The organism is Planctomycetota bacterium, from assembly GCA_039819165.1.
Lineage (GTDB): Bacteria > Planctomycetota > Phycisphaerae > Phycisphaerales > UBA1924 > JAHCJI01.
Genome location: JBCBSM010000001.1, coordinates 1034597 through 1049901, shown reverse-complemented (window position 1 = coordinate 1049901; position 15305 = coordinate 1034597). Strand labels below are relative to the sequence as shown.

The 15305-nt window shown below is 71.9% G+C and carries 12 protein-coding genes; 4 read left to right on the top strand and 8 right to left on the bottom strand.

Going from position 1 to position 15305, the window contains the following annotated elements:
- Nucleotides 1-84: 84 nt before the first annotated feature.
- Complete coding sequence (locus AAFX79_04625; GenBank protein ID MEO1007826.1) at nucleotides 85-570, bottom strand: DUF1579 domain-containing protein; 486 nt, start codon at nucleotides 568-570, stop codon at nucleotides 85-87.
- A 133-nt stretch (nucleotides 571-703) separates the two neighbouring features.
- Here AAFX79_04625 and AAFX79_04620 point away from each other — a divergent pair, with 133 nt between their 5' ends.
- The gene (locus AAFX79_04620; protein ID MEO1007825.1) at nucleotides 704-4219 is read left to right on the top strand and encodes a mechanosensitive ion channel domain-containing protein; all 3516 of its coding nucleotides are present in this window, start codon (nucleotides 704-706) and stop codon (nucleotides 4217-4219) included.
- A complete protein-coding gene (locus AAFX79_04615) occupies nucleotides 4216-5208 on the top strand; it encodes a CorA family divalent cation transporter (protein MEO1007824.1) in 993 nt (330 codons plus the stop codon). Before AAFX79_04620 ends, AAFX79_04615 begins: the two co-directional genes overlap by 4 nt.
- A gap of 37 nt (nucleotides 5209-5245) precedes the next feature.
- On the opposite strand, the gene AAFX79_04610 is transcribed toward AAFX79_04615, so the two are convergent.
- From AAFX79_04610 to AAFX79_04585, 6 genes are all read right to left on the bottom strand, one after another.
- The gene (locus AAFX79_04610) at nucleotides 5246-5845 is read right to left on the bottom strand and encodes a PEP-CTERM sorting domain-containing protein (protein ID MEO1007823.1); all 600 of its coding nucleotides are present in this window, start codon (nucleotides 5843-5845) and stop codon (nucleotides 5246-5248) included.
- A gap of 123 nt (nucleotides 5846-5968) precedes the next feature.
- Complete coding sequence (locus AAFX79_04605) at nucleotides 5969-7090, bottom strand: putative sugar nucleotidyl transferase (GenBank protein ID MEO1007822.1); 1122 nt, start codon at nucleotides 7088-7090, stop codon at nucleotides 5969-5971.
- A 52-nt stretch (nucleotides 7091-7142) separates the two neighbouring features.
- Nucleotides 7143-7703, bottom strand: a complete 561-nt coding sequence (locus tag AAFX79_04600; GenBank protein MEO1007821.1) for a hypothetical protein — start codon at nucleotides 7701-7703, stop codon at nucleotides 7143-7145.
- Nucleotides 7700-8611: a hypothetical protein gene (locus AAFX79_04595; GenBank protein MEO1007820.1), complete on the bottom strand. Its 912-nt coding sequence runs from the start codon at nucleotides 8609-8611 to the stop codon at nucleotides 7700-7702. The genes AAFX79_04600 and AAFX79_04595 overlap by 4 nt, the downstream gene beginning before the upstream one ends.
- 61 nt (nucleotides 8612-8672) lie before the next feature.
- On the bottom strand, nucleotides 8673-9791 hold the full coding sequence (locus AAFX79_04590; protein MEO1007819.1) for a rod shape-determining protein: 1119 nt from the start codon (nucleotides 9789-9791) through the stop codon (nucleotides 8673-8675).
- Between the two features lie 193 nt (nucleotides 9792-9984).
- A complete protein-coding gene (locus AAFX79_04585; protein ID MEO1007818.1) occupies nucleotides 9985-10905 on the bottom strand; it encodes a hypothetical protein in 921 nt (306 codons plus the stop codon).
- Between the two features lie 275 nt (nucleotides 10906-11180).
- Here AAFX79_04585 and AAFX79_04580 point away from each other — a divergent pair, with 275 nt between their 5' ends.
- A complete protein-coding gene (locus AAFX79_04580) occupies nucleotides 11181-11936 on the top strand; it encodes a sigma-70 family RNA polymerase sigma factor (GenBank protein ID MEO1007817.1) in 756 nt (251 codons plus the stop codon).
- 48 nt (nucleotides 11937-11984) lie between these two features.
- Nucleotides 11985-14231 carry a hypothetical protein gene (locus AAFX79_04575; protein MEO1007816.1) on the top strand — a complete coding sequence of 749 codons (2247 nt, stop codon included), beginning with the start codon at nucleotides 11985-11987 and terminating at the stop codon, nucleotides 14229-14231.
- Here AAFX79_04575 and trpD read toward each other — a convergent pair.
- Complete coding sequence (trpD, locus tag AAFX79_04570) at nucleotides 14228-15274, bottom strand: anthranilate phosphoribosyltransferase (protein ID MEO1007815.1); 1047 nt, start codon at nucleotides 15272-15274, stop codon at nucleotides 14228-14230. The two genes, AAFX79_04575 and trpD, sit on opposite strands and share 4 nt — an antisense overlap.
- Nucleotides 15275-15305 lie beyond the last annotated feature (31 nt).

The window sequence follows — 15305 nt, the reverse complement described above, 5'->3', positions numbered from 1 at the left end:
GGGCGATGCTAGAGCGAGTAGGGCCGCTCCGGAGCGACCCCGCTCGCGACGGTGGGCATGCAACGGCCGCGGATTGTGCGATGGCTAGGTCGTGCGCCGGTAGGTCGCCCGCATCATCTCCGCCCACTCGCCGGCGTCGGTGAGCATCTGCGAGGTCAGCGTCCGCTCGTCGGCGTTGCGCACCTCGATGACGTCGCGGTAGCGACGGTCGGGCTTGGAGGCGTCCTCGAAATCCGGGCCGGTCGTCTCGAGGGTCAGCACACGCTCGGCGTCGTCGAGCGTGCCCTCGTACGCGAACATGTTGGTGAGCATGGAGCCGAACCAGCTGCCCACGAAGCGGCTCCGCCGCGGGTCGTAGCCCAGGGTCATGGTCCAGCGGGCGTCCGAGGCGCCCGGCACGTCGCCGCGGCCCTCGCAGACAACCCACAGGCCGCCGAGCGAGCGGACGACCTCGGCTCCGCGGGTAACCTCGGGCTGCCCATCGGCGGCGGGCGGGCAGGTGCTCTCGCACGTCCATTCGCCCAGGAGTTGCTCGAGCCATGCGTGTTCGGCGTGCGGCTTGGCCTGCATCGTGCGCTCCTTGGTGCATCGCCCCGCGGGCCAGTCTAGCGGAGCCATCCGGTGGTGCGTTCTCGCGACGTGCTGCGGACCGCTGGCGTCTTGAGCGGCATGGGCGGCGCTCCCTCGCGTAGCATCCGGGCCGATGGCGTCCCCACGAGCCGTGCTGCTGTGCCTGCTGCTGTTCCCGCTGAGCCTCGGGTTCGCCCAGGAGGCCGATCCGCTCGCTGCGCCCGCGGCGGACGAGATCCGCGGCCGCATCTCGGCAGTCGAGGCCAACACCGCCCTGTCGGCCGAGGAGATCGAGCGGGTCACCGGCGTGCTGCGGTCGGCCCTGGAGGCCCTGCAGCGGGCCGATGCAGCCGAGGCCGAGCGGGCCCAGCAGCGGGCCGCCGCCGACGCGGCCCCGGAGGCCATGCGAGAGCTGGCCGAATCGCTAGCGAAGCCGCCCGAACCGCTGCCCCTGGGCGTCGACCCCCAGCCGACCGTCGCGGGCGTGCGCAGCCAGCTCGAGGCCGCCACCACCGAACTCGAGGCGGTGCAGGCCGAGGTCGGCCGGCTGCAGGGCGAGGCCACGCTCCGCCAGACCTTCGAGGCCGAGGCGCCCCAGCGGATCGCCGACCTCGAGTCCCGCATCGAGCAGCTCGAACTGGAGATCGCGGGGCTGACCGGCTCCGAGCCGCTGATCGAGGCGACGCGGCTGCAGAAGCGGGCCGAACGGGCCGCCGCTCGCGCCGAAGTGGAGCGGCTGCGGGCCACGGCCGCGAGCTACGCCGCCCGGCGGGAGCTGCTGCCGCTTCGGCGGTCGAGCGCTCAGCGGCGGGCCGAGCTGCTAGGCCGCCTGGTCGAGGAGCTCCAGAAGCTCGAGGGCCAGCTCCGCACGCGGGAGGCCGAGGCCCAGCGCCGCGAGGCCGATCGGCAGCTGGAGCAGGATCGGCTGCGGCCGGCGCTCGAGATCCCGGGTGTCCAGGAGGTGCTCGAGGACACCCGCGCCCTGACGCAGAAGCGGACCGGACCCGACGGCATCGTGGCCAGGCTGGCCCGCGTGCAGCAGCGCTCGCTCAACCGCGCCCGCGAATTGCAGGAGCTGCAGGTGCGGGCGCGCAACACCGCGGCCCGAGTCCGCGCCACCGGGCTGACCGACGCCGTCAGCCTGCTGCTGCGAACCGAGCTCGGCAAGATCCCGCGGGTCGAACAGGCCGATCTGGACCGGCTGGAGCGGAGCATCGGCGACGCCCAGTTCGAGCTCATCGGCGTCGAGGAGCGGCTCGACCGATACGGCGACGTGCAGGCCTCCGTGCAGCGGCTGGCGCGCGACGCGAGCCCGCAGGCCCAGGCGGGCGTCCAGGAGATCGTCCAGTCGCACGTCGAGGTGCTCGGCTCGCTGCGGGATGAGTACGGCGAGTATCTCGAGGAGGCGACCAACCTGCTCGTCTCGCTCGTGCAACTCCGCGAGACCTCGCGGGAGCTGCGGAGTTTCATCGAGGAGCGGATCCTGTGGACGCGGAGCGTGCCGGGCAGTCCCGTGCCCAGGCCCCGCGATCTGACCGACGGCGTCGCCTGGCTCACCGGCGGCATCGGGCCCGATGGGCGCTCGCGTCCCATCGGATCGGCGTGGCTTGGCATCGCCCAGGACCTGCGGCCGACGGTGCCGGCGGTGCTGCTCACGCTGGCGGTGCCCATCGCCTTCGTGCTCAAGCGGATGGCCAAGCGGGAGCTCTCCACGCTGGCGGGCCGGGTCCGACGCTTCAGCACGGACAGCTTCGCGCTCACGGTGCGGGCCATCCCCGTCACGGTGCTGATGGCGCTGCCGCCCGCGCTCACGCTGCTGCTGGCGGGGGTTCTGCTGGCGGTGCCCGAGGACGAGCTCGCCCGCGCGCTCGCCGATGGCTTCGAGGCGGCGGCGGTCTTCGCCTTCGTGGCCGAGTTCGTCCGCCAGGGCTCGCGGCCCGACGGCCTGGCCGACGCCCACTTCCGCTGGCGCCGCGACGGCCTCCTGCAGTTCCGCCGCTGGATCCTGGTGAGCGAGGTCGTGGGCCTGCCGCTGGCCGTCGCGATCGTGGCGCTGCACGCGCAGCCCGATGCCGACCTCAACAACGCGCTGGGCCGCGTGCTGTTCGTCCTGGCGATGGTCGGGCTGTCGGTGCTCTACATCGGCGTGTTCGCGCCGTGGCGGCCCTTCGTTCGCAATCACCTGGTCCGCAAGCCGGGCAGCCTGTCGAGCCGCCTGCGCTGGGTATGGTTCCCGGTGCTCGCGGTCACGCCCCTGGTGCTCGCGGCCCTGGCGGCGCTGGGCTACTTCTACACCGCCGTCGAGCTCGACGAGCGGCTGCACTTCACGATGTGGCTCGTCGTCTCCGTCACGGTCGTGCACTCGCTGGTGCTCCGCTGGCTGTTCATCGAACGGCGCCGGCTGCTCGTCGAGCGGGCCCGCCAGCGGCGCGAGGGCGGGCAGGAGGGCGAGGGCGAGCGGCCCGCCGAGGCCGACATCGAGCGGGAGCTCGACGCCGCCGACGTCGACGCCCAGACCCGCCGGGTAGTGACCGCCTTCGTCGTGCTGGGCGTGGTCATCGGCATGTATGCCCTGTGGGTGGAGCAGCTGCCGGCGCTGCGGATGTTCGAGCGGGTGCAGATCTGGCCCACCGTGGATCTCGTGCCCGAGCGGGCCAACTCCGAGCTGCTCGGCGCGGAGGTCGCCCAGTTGCTCGACCAGGCCGACGGCGAGGAGCAGGCCGCCGCCGACGCCTCGCCCACGCTGTTCCCCGGGCTCGGTTCGGCGGGTGGCTCGGGCGAGTCCGAGCCCATCGGCGTCATCACGCTGGCCGACGTGGGCGGCGCACTCATCGTCATCATCCTGACCTGGGTCCTGGCCCGCAACCTGCCGGGCCTGCTCGAGATCACGGTCCTCAAGCGGCTGCCCTTCGACGCGGGCGCGCGGTTCGCGATCTCGGCCATCCTGCGGTACATGCTGGGCATCATCGGCATCCTGATCGGCTTCGGGGCGCTAGGCATCGGCTGGTCGCAGGTGCAGTGGCTCGCCGCCGCGCTGACCTTCGGACTCGCCTTCGGGCTCCAGGAGATCTTCGCCAACTTCATCTCGGGGCTGATCATCCTCGTCGAGCGGCCCGTCCGCGTCGGCGACACCGTCACCGTCGACCAGACCAGCGGCAAGGTGACCAAGATCCGCATGCGGGCAACCACCGTGCAGGACTGGCAGCTCCGCGAGCTGGTCATCCCGAACAAGGTCTTCATCACCGACCGCTTCATCAACTGGACGCTGTCGGATCCCAGCGTTCGCGTCGACGTGCCGGTGGGCGTCGCCTACGGCACCGATCCCAGGATCGTCACCCGCACGCTGCTGGACATCGGCCAGAGCCAGCCGCACGTAATGCGCGAGCCCCGCGTGCGGGCGTTGTTCATGGGCTTCGGCGATAGCACGCTCAACTTCGAGCTGCGGGTGTACATCGAGCACTTCGACTACTTCCTGGACACCCGCACCGAGCTGCACGCCCGCGTCGCCGAGCGCTTCAAGCAGCTGGGCATCGAGATCGCCTTCCCGCAGCGCGACCTGCACGTGCGGTCGATCGGGCCGCTGGCCGACATCGTCCGCAAGGCCGGCGACGGCGAGGGCATCGACGCCCGCGTGCTGGAGCAGGCGTGATCACCTTCGAGCCCATGGCCCGCGAGCCGGGCGTGCTGCTGGCGGCGTCGCCCGCGGGCGTGGCCCGCATGCCCGGTGAGCCCATCGAACTCTTCCTCGAACAGTGGCGACCCCAGCCCTGGGTCTGGCTGCACCTCGACCACAACCGCAAGGCCGCGCAGCGGTGGATCGAGGACGCCACGCCGCCCGAGGTCGCCGACGCGATGCTCATCGTCAAGACCCGCCCCAGGTGCGTGGTGCGGCCCGAGGGCGTGCTGTTCATCGGCCGCGGCGTGAACCTGGCCGAGGGCGCCAGGCCCGAGGACATGGTGTCGATCCGCGCGTGGCTCGAACCAGGCCGGCTGACCACGGTGGTGCTCCGCCGGCTCCGTGCGGCCGAGGATCTCGCCAAGGCGCTGCTGCCGCCCGACAACGAAGCCGTCCCCAACGCCGGCGCGCTGCTGGTCATGCTGCTCGAGCGGCTGCTGGATCGCATGGCGCCGACCGTTGTCGATGTCGGCGAGGCCGTCGACGAGCTGCTCGAGCGCGTCATGGACGACGGCGAGCAGGCCACCCGTCGCGAGGCGACGGACCTGCGGCTCCGAACGCTCGTGCTGCGGCGGTACGTCGTGCCGCTGCGGGACGCGCTCACCGAGCTGAACGCGGCGCCCAGGTCGCTCATCGACGCCGACGCGGCCCGAGCCATCCAGGAACTGGCGGATCGAGCCACCCGCGTCGCCGAGGACCTCGAGCTGCACGGTGTCCGCGCCGAGACCGCCCGGCAGGAACTCTCGGGGCAGGACGCCGAGCGGCTGAACCGCCGGCTCTATGGTCTGGCGATCATCAGCGCGGTCTTCCTGCCGCTGGGCTTCCTGACGGGCGTGCTGGGCATCAACGTCGCGGGCGTGCCGTTCACGACGCAGCCGTGGGCCTTCGCCTTCTGGTGCGGCGTCGGCCTGCTGTTCGTCGCGCTCGAGATCGGCGTGCTCAAATGGGCGCGCTGGCTCTGAGCCTGGTGGGCACGGTCCACCCGCGACGCACGGTGCGCTAGCGGCGGCGTCGGCCCACCAGCAGCCCCGCGACGCCGAGCCCCGCCAGCGTCGCCGGCGCGGGGATCACGACCAGATCGATGCTGTAGCCGGTAACCTCCGGGCCGGTCTGCTGCACGACGTAGCTGTAGGTGCCCGGGCCGAGCGGGGTGTCGAAGCCGGTGCCCGCCAGCGGGGCCGCCGCCAGCAGCGGGAGCAGATCGGTGCCGGCCGGCGCGGGGTCGAGGTGATCGCCGCCCAGGAAGAAGGCGGCCGTATCGGGGCCGGGGATGAAGCTCGTCGCGCCGGCGTTGATCGCGTGGAAGCCGCGGTTGCCGGGATCGCCGCTGGTGATGTCGAAGTACTCGAGCAGCCGCAGCTCGCCCAGTGCCTGGCCATCGGGGATGGTGAAGGTGACGAAGTCCCGCGTGTCGTCCGAGGCGAACACCTGGCCCGTGATGATGTTGCTGCCCAGGCCCAGCGTGATCGCGGTGGGAGCGTCGGGATCGCCCGAGATGTCGCCCGAGACCGACTCGTCCCAGGCGATCTGGGCCTGTGCGGCGGCGGCGAGGGCGGCGAAACCGCCCATCGTGATGGCAACGCGGTGCATCGAAGGCATGGCTCGATTCCTCTCTCTTGGGTGCGCGTCGGCCCGCGCCTCCCGCGGCCGCTGCCAGCGTAGGTGCGGCGGATGGCCCGGCGTTGCGGTTCCGTTGCGTCCACTCGGCGGATCGGGCCCAGATTAGGGCACTCCTCGATCCGCGAGCGACCGCAGCCGGTCGATCTCGGCCTCGCTCGGCTCGCGATCGCGGCGGGCCATGGCCGCGCGGGCTACCTCCAGGAAGCGCTCGATGCGGTAGGGCTTCTCGCCCGCGTCGGTGGCCCACCGCATGGCCTCGATGCGGCCCGCGATCGGGCGGCCGGTGGCCCACATGGTGCCCGTGCCCACGATCGCGCCGGTCATGATGCGGGTGCAGATGGCGGTCTTCACGTGGTCGCCCAGCGTGCAGCCGAGGAAGGTCTCGCCCGTGCGCTGGCGGTCGACGACGATCTCGCCGTACGTGTTCAGAAGGTTGCTGTTGGTCGTGCCCGCGCCGAGGTTCACCCACTCGCCGACGAACGAATCGCCGAGATAGCCGTCGTGCGCCTTGTTGGCGAAGCCCTGGAAGATGGTGCCCCCGACCTCGCCGGCGACCTTGCACGCCGGTCCGATCGCGGTGCCCGGCCGGATGCGGGCCTGCTCGAGCACCGTCGACCCCGGGCCGACATACGCCGGCCCGATGATGATGGCGTGGTGCGACACACGGGCGCCCTCGGCGATGTAGATCGGCCCGCCGCCGGCGTCCAGCACGGCGGTGGGGGCGATGCGGGCGCTCGGGTGCACCGTCGCGGCGCCCATCGGCGAGAGCGCGCGGAGATCGTGCGCCAGGCACGCATCCCGCAGCGAACGCACGTGCCACGGCCGATCGAGCAGCTGCGCGTCCAGTGGTGCACAGCGCCAGGCGGCGATATCGGCCACGAAGCGCCCGCTCTCGGGCACGCGGACCGCTAGCAGATCGTCGCCCGCCGCAAGGCCCTCGCCGTCCGCGAGGCCGGCCAGGGCCTCCGCGTGCTCGGCACCCAATGGCCACCGCCCGTTCACGAAGACCGCACCCGCGGCGTCGTCGTTGACGCCCAGGTCGCCGTGCCGCGACGTCGCGAGCGCCGCGTCCCGCTTGGGGACGCGCAGGCCGACTACGGCGTGGCCCGCGTGAGTCCATCGCTCGAGCGTGGTGAACGCGCCGATGCGGATGCCGAAGGCCGGCCGCAGATCGGTGATGGGCGCCAGCTTGCCGTTGCCGTCGTCGAAGAGCGTCAGTTCCACGCGTCGGGTCTCCGGGCGGGGTCTGGAAGCCACGGTATCGGAGAGCGCAGGGTCACGCCCGCCGCATCCAGCTCCGCGGCGCGGTGCTCTGGAAGCCGAAGAGCGGCGCCATGGCGGCGAGCGCGAAGCCCATGGGGACCGCCAGGAACGCGGTGTACGCCGATGCACCGAGCTGGACCACGAGGCGCTCGAGCGGTTCGGTTGCGATACCCGAGCCGTACAACCGCTGCAGGGCGAGCAGCGCGACGACAACGATATTGATCGCAATTCCCCCGATGAAGGCGAGGACGGCCATGGTCGCCAGGTGGTTGCGCACCAGCTTGCCGCGGACCATCAGGGCGAGCTGCGCGAGCAGCACGTAGCCCAGGGCGTGCGCACCGATGAGCGGCTGCACGCCGCCGGCGCTCGCCGACCACGGGCCCGTCAGGTCGATCGCCAACCCGATCAGGAGGCAGGCCCAGAGCGCCTGCACCGGTGGCGCACTGAGCGCGACGTACACCGCCAGCGGCAGCAGGAAGCTGGGCTGCACCGGACCGATCGCCAGCGCATCGCGGGCGCCCCGCTCGATGCCCAGCAGCCCGTAGCCAACGACGCCGAAGGCGATCCAGTTCACGGGCCGCCCTCCACGTCCCCGACCGTCTCGTCCTCGGTCGGGTCGAGCGGCACGCGGAGCACGACCTCGCTCACCCGCTCCAGCGGCACCAGCGGCGACACCGTCACGATGGTCCTCGTGGGCTCGTCGGCCGCCGGCTCGACCGCAACGACCTCGCCCAGCACGAGCATCTGGGCGCTGCCGGGCCAGGTGTCGTCCCGCAGGCGGACGGTCAGCCCCGCGGCGAGCTCGACGGGGCCCTGGCGGCTGGGCTCGAACACCCAGGTGGCCGGTCCGCGGAGCAGGCCGTCGCCCGTGGGCTCGAGCCGGCACGCCACGCCACTGGCCAGATCCTCCCCCGTGAGCACGACGGCGTCGATGCCCCCGGCGGCCGAGCTGGTGATCGGCCGCACGATGCACCACGCCGCGGTGGTCCGCTCGACGCGGCCCAGCAGCTGCAACCCCTCGACCACGGCCACCGCGTTGGGCACCACGCCCCGCCCGCTGCCGGCCCGCACCTGCAGGTCGATGCTGGCCGGGTCGCTCAGCCGGCCGATGACCGGGGCCGCGACCTGGCGGATGTCCACGTCGGGCGTGAGCGCGAGCCCCCGCTGGAGCTCGAGCACGAGGGCCTCCAGTTCCTCGACGCGGACCTCGAGGTCGAGCGCCCGCTTGCGGCTGGCGTCCAGCTCCTGCTTGTACTGCTCGGCGAGCGCCGGATCGGCCCCGGGGCGGAGCGGCCTGGTCAGCGGATCGGCGACCCACTTGATCGCGTGGCTGACGGGCGCCGTCACCGTGAGCGCGAGGTCGGAGAAGGCCGACGTCCATCGGGTGTAGCGCATGGGCGCGACGGCCATGATCGCCAGCAGCACGAGCGTCACCCGCAGCAGGGTGCGTGCGCTCGGTCGCTTGGAGAGTGGTCCAGCCATGGCGTCGGCCTGTGCGCCCGCCGGTGCAGAGCGTCGGACGCCGGGGTCTGAGCGTGCGAATCTAGACGTCGATGTCGTTCTCGAGCGTGGCCTTCCACTCCTCGATGTGCTCGAGGTAGATCGCCGTTCCGCGGGCGACGCACGTCAACGGATCCTCCGCGAGCTGGCAATTGAGCCCGGTGGCCTTTCGGAGCACGTCGGGAAGGCCGCGGAGCAGGGCGCCGCCGCCGGCGAGCATGATGCCGTTCTCGACGAGGTCGGCGGCCAGCTCGGGCTCGATCTTCTCGAGCGTGCGGGTCACGGTCTCGATGATCTGGCCGATGGGCTCGTTGAGCGCCTCGCGGATCTCCTCGCTGGTGATGGTCGCCTTGCGGGGCAGGCCGCTGATCATGTCCCGGCCGCGCACCTCCACGGTGCTCTCGTCCTGCATGCCGGCGGCCGATCCGATCTCGATCTTGATCCGCTCGGCGGTCTGCTCGCCGATCATGAGGTTGTAAGTTCGGCGCATGTGGTTCATGATCGCCTCGTCCATGTCGTCGCCCGCGATGCGGACGCTCTCGCAGACGGCGATGTCGGCCAGCGACATGACGGCGACCTCGGTCGTGCCGCCGCCGATGTCAACGATCATGGACGCGGTGGGCTCGGCGACCGGCAGGCCCGCGCCGATGGCCGCCGCCACGGGCTCTTCGAGCAGGTACGTGCGGCGAGCGCCGGCGTGCTCGGCAGAATCGAACACCGCCCGCTTCTCGACCGCGGTGATGCCGCTGGGCACGCTGATGACCACGCGGGGCCCCACGAAGCCCCAGTTGCGGGTCAGCTGGTTTACCTTGCGGATGAAGTAGCCGAGCATGGCCTCGGTGATCTGGAAGTCGCTGATCACGCCGTCCTTGAGCGGACGGACCGCCGCGATCGAGCCGGGCGTCTTGCCGAGCATCTCCTTGGCGACCCAGCCGACGGCCTGGCCGTTCTTGAGCACCTCGTTGGTGCCCTTGCGCACGGCGACCACGCTGGGCTCGTTGAGCACGATGCCCTGCCCGCGGACGGCAACCAGGGTGTTGCACGTGCCCAGGTCGATGCCCATGTCCACGCTGAACAAGCTGGTCAGCCGGTCGAGATACCGCACCGGGGCGTCGCCCTCCTGGCCGGCCGCCGCGATCGCGCTGCGACGGATGCTCCGCATGGGGCGATCCATCGGCCCCGGCGTGCGGCAGGCGTGAGATTATAGGAATCCGTGAGCCTATCGGCCGCTTGCACGCCGAACTTCATCAAAGACAGGGGCCCCGGCGCATTCGCTCCGGAGCCCCTGGGTGGGAGTCGGGCCGGCGAGCCACGCGGCGCGGTGCCGCGCGGGGTTCGCCTGTCGCTAGCTGGCGCTAGAAGACCTTCCGGCCGGTGGCCTTGGGCTGCTGGTCGACCTCGACCTGCGGCAGCTCGAGGACCGGCGCACCCAGCTCGATGACCTGCCGCGGAGCGGAGCCCTCGAGGCTCAGCTTGGCCTGGTCCTCGTAGCTCAGCCGCTCGCGGCGGCGATCGAGCTGCTCGAGCCGCTGCTCCTGCTCGTGCCGCGTCTGGGCGATGCGCTCGAAGACGTGCTGTGCGCTGTTGGCCTCGAAGGGTCCAAGCTCGTCCAGCGTCTTCTGGCGGGCTTCCATCATGTCGATCATCCGCTCGTTGCGGGCGATGGCATCGATCTGCTGGTTGAGCTGCCAGAGCTGGGCCTCGAAGTCGGCGCGCTCGGCGTGCAGCTTGTCCCGCAGCTCGACGAGCCGCTCCCGCTGGCGGCCCAGCAGGTCCAGGTCCCGGGCGATGTCCTGCGCACGCACCGCGTACGCCTCCTTGGTCTTCTGGATCTGCACGGCCCGGGCCTGCGCGGTGTCCAGGTCCATGCTCTCGCCGCCGAAGCGGACGCGGACGATCGTGCCCGGGCGGGCGCTGGCCTGCGCGGTCTCGACCTGGTCGAAGAGGCCGTGCATCTGCGCGAGGTCCTCGTGGGCGAGCTCGACCACGCGGTTGGCGACGGCCAGCTCGCGCTCGTAGCCGACGACCTGGCGGTCGAGGCTGTTGAGATCCTGCTGGACCCGGGCGATCCGCTCGGGGTACTGGGCCTCGAGCTTGCGGAGCTGGGCCCGCATCTTCACCGGATCATCGATGTTGCTGTCGATGGCGTCGTTGACGCGATCGCGGGCCTGGCTGAGCGCGGCGCCGACTCGATCCGGGCCGGCCACGGCGAGAAGACCACCGCCGACCAGGGTGCCGATCACGCCTACACGAACGAGAGTCTTGATCACTGGCATCGTGACGACCTCCTTAGCTTTCCCCCGGGGGTTGGCTTGGTCCCGGCGGCCGGCGTCGGCCTTCCACGCGGCCCGACGCCCTGACGCCACCGTGATTGGGAGCCGGACCCGCCGGATTTCACACCAGGGGCAAGTCGTGCGGCCCGCTTCCCAAGAAGCCGGCGAGGATCGACGCCTCGGGCCGAACCGGCCGGGGCCTTCGGGGCGTCATAATGGAGGCAACCCAGGCCGCACCCCGGATGGCGATCCGGGCCGAGCCCAGGGGAGGAGCGACGATGCTCAGCGCTGTGACGACCAGCTTTATCGGGCGGCTGCGGGACAACGACCAGGCCGCCTGGTTCGAGCTCTGGGAGACGTTCGGCCCGGTCGTCCGCCTGCAACTCACCCGCTGGGGCAAGGGCCGCATCGGCGCCGAGACCGTCCGCGATCTGTCCCAGGAGACGCTCGCGGCGCTCAGCGACTCGATCGAGCGGTACGACCCGGCGCGGGGGGCCCGCTTCAGCACGTGGCTGCTGGCGATCGCCAAGCACGTGCTGGGCGACGAGATCGATCGGCGGATGGCCCAGAAGCGGGGCTCGGGCAAGAAGGCCGTTGCCCTCGACGAACGGTGGGCGACGGTGCCCTCGACGGTGGGCGCCGACGCGGCCTACGAGGCGGCGGTGTTCCGCGCCAAGATCGAGGCCGCCCTCCGCGCCGTGGAACGCGAGGCCGAGTTCATGGACTTCTCGATCTACCGGATGCGGGTGCTCGACGGGCTCAGCGGCCGGGACGTGGCCGCCCAGCTGGGCGTCAGCGAGCCGACGGTGAGCCGCCGGCTGGCGAAGGTGCGGGGCATGGTCCGAGATCGTGCGCGGATGATGGTCGAGCAGTTCAGCTTCACCGCCGACGAGCTGGGCGAGGCGGCGCGAAACGGGCTGGACTTCAATCCGACCAAGGCGGACGACGACCTCTTCGACGAGGCGATCTGCGAGATCTACCACCGGCAGGCCGAGCTCCGCCGGCTGGACGAGCAGGCCGCCGTCGAGGATTGACCCCCCGCCGGGCGACGGAGGCCCGGCGCGGAGGAGGAGGCATCCGGCATGTCACCGCTGCTGACGATCCTGGCCCTGGTCCTGATCATCCCCGCCGCGATCATCGCGATCATCTACGCCTTCAAGGCGCTCGCGTTCGTGCTGCGGAAGCTGGGCGGCTTCATCGTGGGCGAGCTGAGCGACATCCTCCGCATCCTGGGCGTGCTCATCACCGTGCCCATCCTGAGCATCCTGGTCGTGGCCAACATCGTCATCGCCCACTGGTCCAAGGTGGGCCATTACGGCCGCGGCGTGAGCGACGAGATCCGCACGCTGGGGGCGGCCATCTACCGCGTGCTCATCGGCCATCCCGCCGAGCTGCTGTGCCTGACGCCGCTGACCGAGGGCTTCGAGCGCCGCATTCCCGATCTGATGGCCGCCGCGCCGGGCCCCGACAAGCCGTCCCGTCGCGTCGGTCGCTTCGACGGCTACGAGATCGTCGGCTCGCTGCCGGGCGGCGGTTCGGGCGGCAAGCTGTACATTGCCGTGCCCGATGCCTCCAAGCGTGCGGCCTTCGAGCGCCGCGGCATCGACGACGTCGAGAAGGTCGTCATCAAGGCCTTCGGGCTGGGCGAGGGCTCGAGCCTGCCGCAGATCGTCCGCGAGAGCCGGTCGCTGGATTCGGCCAAGAAGCTCGGATTGGTGCTCGAGCACGAGTTGACCGAGGGCCGCTTCCACTACGTCATGCGGTACGCGCCGGGCGAGAGCCTCACCCGGCTGACCCAGCGGCTGCACGCCGTTTCGGGCAACCGCGGCCTGACCGACGCGAACCTCGACGCCGCGCTGGGCTACACCGCCGACCTGCTCGAGACCCTCTCGGGCTACCACGCCGGCGGCCTGTGGCACAAGGATGTCAAGCCCGACAACGTCATCGTCGACGGCGACAAGGCGCGCCTCGTCGACTTCGGGCTCATCACCCACCTGCGGTCGGCCATGACGCTGACCACGCACGGCACCGAGTACTTCCGCGATCCCGAGATGGTGCGGATGGCATTGCGGGGCGTGAAGGTCAACGAGGTTGATGGCGCCAAGTTCGACGTGTACGCCGTCGGCGCGGTGCTCTACTCGGTGGTCGAGAACAGCTTCCCCGCGCACGGCGGGCTGAGCCAGATCTCGCAGCGCTGCCCCGAGAGTGTGCGGTGGATCGTCCGCCGTGCGATGACCGACTACGACAAGCGGTACCGCTCGGCCGATGAGATGCTCCAGGACGTGCGCTTCGTGCTGGCGGCCGACGATGCCTTCGCGGTCAAGCCCGCGCAGCTGCCCAGCATGCGGGGCACCGTCGACGCGGTCGAGCACGCGTCCGCCGAGCCCGAGGCCCGGGCCGAGGAGCCCGTGGTCCAGCGGGCCGCGTACGCCCCGCCCGCCGACGAGTCCGAGGCCCCTGCGCAGCCCGCGAAGGGACGCTCGCGGGTCCGCATGCTCAACTGGTGGACGGGGAGCTTCGCCGTGGACGACGCGGCCCCCGCAGTGCAGGCCTCCGCGGCACCCGCGGAACCGGTCGTCGTTGCCCGCGCCGCGACGCCGGTGTCGGCCCGCAAGACCGCCCGCGAGCAGGTCGCCGACGCCCGCGGCCGCGCCCGCGCGACGCAGCGGCGCGCCCACGATCGCCGCGTCGGACGCGTGGCACACGGTGCGCCGCCCCGGGGCAAGCAGCGGGGCGGGGGCTTCGGCATCGGCCTGGCGATCGTCCTCATCGTCATGCCGGTCATCGGCGTCGGCCTGCTGGTGCTGCGGCCCGCGATGGACCGGGCCAACAACTCGTTCTACGACCCCTACGCGCCGCAGGCCGCGCAGGAGCACGCCTCCGCCCAGGGGCCGCGCAGCGCGCCCTCCCCGGCCGCGATCCTCGAGCACTTTGCGTCCTCGAAGGAGCGGCTCGACGGCACGCTGCTGGTCGTCCGCGACGCGACTGCGCTGTCGCCCGAGTCGCGGCACGCCATCGAGACGCGGCTGTCGGCGCTGCGGCAGGCGGGCGTCGAGGTGCTCGACCTGCACGATGCCGCCCGCAAGGACCAGGACACCATCGGCGCCATGATCGCCGACCTGCGGCGGACGCTGGGCCTCAAGGACCTTCGGTCGACGAAGGGCTGGGATGCCGCCAAGGGCTGGGTCGCCGGCCAGAAGAAGACCGACGGCGTCTACTGGATCGCCGCCAGCGAGGCGGACCCCAACGTGCCCGAGCCCCGGCTGATCGTGCGGGGCGAGCGCGGCAAGAAGCTCGCCAGCGCCATCCGAAGCCTCGAGGCCGACTAGCCGGCGCCGTTCTCACTCGCCTGCGAGAGCTCGGCGAGCCTGCCCAGGGTCCGCAGCGCATCGCCCGAGTCGATCGCCGCCTCGGCCCGCTCGATCCCCGCCTCCATCGTGTCGCACGCATCGCAGATCAGCAGCGCCGCCGCGCTGTTGGCGACCACCGCGTCCCGCTTGGGTCCCCGCTCGCCCTCGAGCACGCCGCGGACGACGTCCGCCGCGCTCCGCAGGTCGGGCACCTGCAGGTCGTCGAGCGTCGCTCTCGGCAGGCCGTAGTCGGCCGCGTCGATCTCGTCCATGGTCACCGTGCCACCCTCCACGCGGCCCACGATGGTCGGGCCGGTGGTCGAGACCTCGTCCATGCCGTCGCGGCCGTGCACGACCATGGCGCGCTCGGCGCCGAGCCGCGCGAGCGCCCGGGCCTGCGGCTCGACGAGATCGGCGTGGTAGATGCCCATGAGCTGCCGCGGCGCGCCGGCCGGATTCGTGAGCGGGCCGAGCACGTTGAAGATCGTCGGGAAGCCCAGGCTCCGGCGGGCCCCGGCGGCGTGCCGCGCGGCGGGGTGGTGGTGGATCGCGAAGCAGAAGCACACGTGCGCCTCGCCCAGGCACCGCCCCTGCACCGCGGGCGGCGCATCGACGTTCACGCCCAGCTCGCTAAGGACCTCGGCCGACCCCCGGCCCGATCGGCTGCGGTTGCCGTGCTTGGCGACCAGGATGCGGCCGCGTCCCGCCGCCGCGGTGACGATGGCCGACGCGGTGGAGATGTTGAACGTCTTGGGCGCTCCGCCCGTGCCGCAGGTATCCAGGACGACCGTGCCCTCGGGCGCGCCGTCGGGCGTTACGGCCGCGGCCTTCTCGCGCATCACGCGGGCGGCGCCGACCAGCTCGTCGACGGTGGCGCCGCGGGCCTGGATCAGCGCGAGCAGCCCGCCGATCTGGGCGTCGTCCAGCTCGCCGCCTAGGAGCAACCCGAAGGCGTGGTAGGCCTCCTCCTCCCCGAGGGTCGACCCGGCGCAGAGCCGGCCCAGCACGTCGTGCGCATCCATGCCGATACAGTACCAGACGCACCGCGGGGCC